The following is a 3,264-nucleotide window of genomic DNA, read 5'->3' as shown; positions in this document are numbered from 1 at the left end:
TGTTAATGCTGTTTAAAAACGTCCATTTGTTGACGGTATTGTTTGTCCAGGGGTTGACGGATATAATGTCCTTAATAACCCTAAAGAAAGGAAAAGACGCCTTCCATGATGCCGGCCATTACCAGTGGCGCGACGGAAGACGTCCCTCAAACAATATGATTGTTGTAAATGATTATATCATAGTGGAATCCGCCGATAAAGGCGTTTTTTATTAAATGTGCAGAAAAGGTTCCTTGTCCCTGTTGTAATCATCAGGACTTCAAGGTCATTGGTTCAAGGGAGAGAAAGTTAAAAGATGAAAGAGGCATGGCCAGAACGTTTATTATCAGGAGACTGCGTTGCCAGCAGTGCAACAAGATTCACCACGAGCTTCCTGACTTAATGATCCCATATAAACGATACGCTGCAGATGTCATTGAGGAAACCATTTTCCAAACAGCCCACCTGACGGTGGCAGCGGATGAATCAACGATTTACGGGTGGAGGAAATGGTTTTCTACCTTGATTGATTACTGGTTGTTTATTCTTCAATCCTTACTGATTCAATTTGAGCAGAATGAGACCCCAACGGTCGACTTGTCCAGTCGTCTGTTGCCTGTACATAAACGAATTGGACAATGGTTTGGCACAGCAAGTGGATGGCTGGGGAAAATTGTCCATCCAGTTGCAAATCATCATTTTTGGATACATACCCGTTCTGCGTTTTTGTCCGCTACTCCATGATTTACACTTCAATTATCAAGAAAAAAGGAGTGTTAACAATGGGTAGAACAAAAGCAGAAGAAATGGCAACGAATCGCTTTCAAATGATTGCGCCGTTATTAGATGAAGAATTGGATAAGCAGGAGCGAGGAAGACTCATCAAGCAAATCTGTATGAGGCACGGACTTTCAGAACGCACCATTCGACGCTATATATCGCAGTTTAAGGAAAAAGGCTTTGAGGGTTTAAAACAAAAACCTTATCGTTCAGTTCCGGAAGAATTACAGGATCAAGTGCTTGAACAGGCTATCTTACTGAGACGTGAAGTGCCAAGTAGGAGCATTGCCTCCATTATTCAAATCCTCGAGTGGGATGGCCTTGTAGAAAAAGGTGTACTGAAACGATCAACACTGCAGGAGCGTCTCGCCAAACGTGGTTATAGTTCACGGCAAATGAAAATGTACCATGAAACATCTGGAGCTGTCCGCCGTTTTCAGAAGCGTTGTCGCAATGCCTTATGGCATTCTGATATTAAATACGGACCTTATTTACCGATTGGACCGAACGGTACGAAAAAACAAGTATATATGGTAGCTTTTTTAGACGACGCGACTCGATTTCCTCTTCATGTGGCATTCTACCCTATGCTTGATGCCCGTTGTGTTGAAGATGCTTTTCGTGAAGCTGTCAGGAAACATGGGGTTCCTGAAAGTGTTTACTTTGATAACGGTAAGCAGTACCGGACGAAGTGGATGGCCAGAACCTGTTCCAAGTTAGGTACGCGGCTTCTTTATGCCCGTCCCTACTCTCCTGAATCGACCGGTAAAGTAGAACGTTTTAATCGCACATTCGAAGAGTTTTTAAACGAGGTAAAACTAGAAAACCCTCAAACTATTGAAGCGTTAAATCAATGGTTAGGTGTATGGCTGGATGAGCGTTATCTTCATAAGCCGCATTCAGCTTTAGAGAATAACATCACCCCGTTAGAGGCTTATCGCAGTGAAAGTACGCCCATTCGTCACGTTTCTGCAGAAGAGCTCGCTCATGCATTCCTACATTCAGAAACAAGGAAAGTCGATAAGTCTGGCTGTATCAGTTTTCAGGATGAAAAATATGAAGTAGGTATCAATTTCGTGGGTTGTAAAGTTGAAATTACCTATGATCCTCAAGATACTACAGAACTAACCGTGGATTATCAGGGATATGATAGTTGGAAAGCAAAAAGAATGGTGATTACAGAGAGAACAGGAAAGAGACCATCTCTTCCGGAAAAGATGATAAAGGAACCTGCCGGTTCTTCAAGACTTCTCCAGGGAGCTAAGAAACCTAACCAGGCAAGAAAGGCAGCCGCCATTACACCTTCTGTCCCAGCCGTGAGTTTCCGTCATATCAGCAAAGGGGGAACGAGTCATGTTTGAGTCCTTCTTTGAGATGAGCCATACGCCATTTTCCCGCAGTATTCCAACGACTGAACTCTATGAATCTACTCAGCTCGAAGAGATTATTGGGCGACTGAACTATGCCGCAGAACGTCAGCTTTTCGCTATCATGACTGGTGAGTGTGGGCTTGGAAAAACGACAGCTATTCGCAGGTTTACAGACCAACTGGATCCATCGCATTTTAAGCTGATTTATTTATCAGATTCTAAGCTGACACCACGTCACTTCTATAAAGGAATGTTAGAACAGTTGGGCCTCGAAGCAAAGTTCTACAGAGGAGATGCCAAGCGCCAATTACATCGTGAAATCGAATTAATGAAAGGCATTCACAAGATAACGCCTGTGGTTGTGGTCGATGAAGCCCATCTGCTTGATCGTGAAATGTTAGAGGAAGTCCGTTTCCTTTTAAACTTCCGTATGGATGCGCAAAGTCCCATGGCATTGATTATGGTGGGACAAACTGAGCTTTGGGATCGCCTTCAGCTTCAGTCCTTCGCAGCAATCCGTCAGCGCATTGATATCCAGTTTAAGCTTGATCATCTTGACAGAGCAGAAACAGAGCAATATATGAATAAGCATTTAAGCTATGCCGGTGTTGAACGAGATATTTTTAGTGATCTAGCCCTTGATGAGATTTTCAGTTATTCGAGTGGTGCATCAAGACTGATCAATAAACTGGCGACACATTGTCTTCTGTTCGCAGCTCAAAACGGCTCAAGAATCATTGATGATCGTATGGTCAAGAAGGTGATTGAAGGAGAACTTGCATGAAGAAAAGCCGTTGGAAGAGTATGTACTTTGATGAGACACTTGATTGTTGGATTGTTAATTGGGGAGATCAAAAAGGTTACAAACTGAGGTGTGGTGAATGGTTCGAGCTGAACCTCGGTTATGGCAAGGTGTTGTCATGCCGGCTTGAGCTCGGCAGAGATTGGTACATCATCACCGGCAGTCATGAAGTCCGTTTTTATTTGAAGCAAAATGAAACCTATGAGGTAGATTTATAGATGTTCTGGGGAGGCCTTACAAGCCTCCCTTCTGTATCTTTAAGTGGCAATAAATCCGTCAAATTAAGGACAAATTGAGCCGTCAGTTTCAGGACATTATAGAGCGTCATTAACA

General features: G+C 43.2%; 5 protein-coding genes. All 5 read left to right on the top strand.

Features of this window, described 5'->3' with window-relative positions:
* The coding region (locus D3H55_RS24705) for a hypothetical protein (RefSeq protein ID WP_168413250.1) at positions 1–215 on the top strand (215 nt) is incomplete at its 5' end.
* The gene (locus D3H55_RS23500) at positions 196–723 is read left to right on the top strand and encodes a DUF6431 domain-containing protein (protein ID WP_338067970.1); all 528 of its coding nucleotides are present in this window, start codon (positions 196–198) and stop codon (positions 721–723) included. The genes D3H55_RS24705 and D3H55_RS23500, both read left to right, overlap by 20 nt.
* Before the next feature lie 38 nt (positions 724–761).
* A complete protein-coding gene (locus D3H55_RS23495) occupies positions 762–2,120 on the top strand; it encodes a DDE-type integrase/transposase/recombinase (RefSeq protein WP_119549753.1) in 1,359 nt (452 codons plus the stop codon).
* A complete protein-coding gene (locus tag D3H55_RS23490; protein WP_119549752.1) occupies positions 2,113–2,913 on the top strand; it encodes an ExeA family protein in 801 nt (266 codons plus the stop codon). The genes D3H55_RS23495 and D3H55_RS23490 overlap by 8 nt, the downstream gene beginning before the upstream one ends.
* Positions 2,910–3,149: a DUF5348 domain-containing protein gene (locus D3H55_RS23485; protein WP_113928799.1), complete on the top strand. Its 240-nt coding sequence runs from the start codon at positions 2,910–2,912 to the stop codon at positions 3,147–3,149. Before D3H55_RS23490 ends, D3H55_RS23485 begins: the two co-directional genes overlap by 4 nt.
* Positions 3,150–3,264: the final 115 nt, after the last annotated feature.

The sequence above is a fragment of the Bacillus salacetis genome (genome assembly GCF_003581585.1).
In the GTDB taxonomy this organism is placed as follows: domain Bacteria; phylum Bacillota; class Bacilli; order Bacillales; family Bacillaceae_B; genus Rossellomorea; species Rossellomorea salacetis.
This window is presented reverse-complemented; position numbering and strand designations above follow the sequence as displayed.

Coding starts and splice junctions, on each gene's coding strand:
- D3H55_RS23485 (WP_113928799.1), top strand. CDS start 2,910: ATGAAGAAAAGCCGTTGGAAGAGTATGTACTTTGATGAGACACTTGAT.
- D3H55_RS23495 (WP_119549753.1), top strand. CDS start 762: ATGGGTAGAACAAAAGCAGAAGAAATGGCAACGAATCGCTTTCAAATG.
- D3H55_RS23490 (WP_119549752.1), top strand. CDS start 2,113: ATGTTTGAGTCCTTCTTTGAGATGAGCCATACGCCATTTTCCCGCAGT.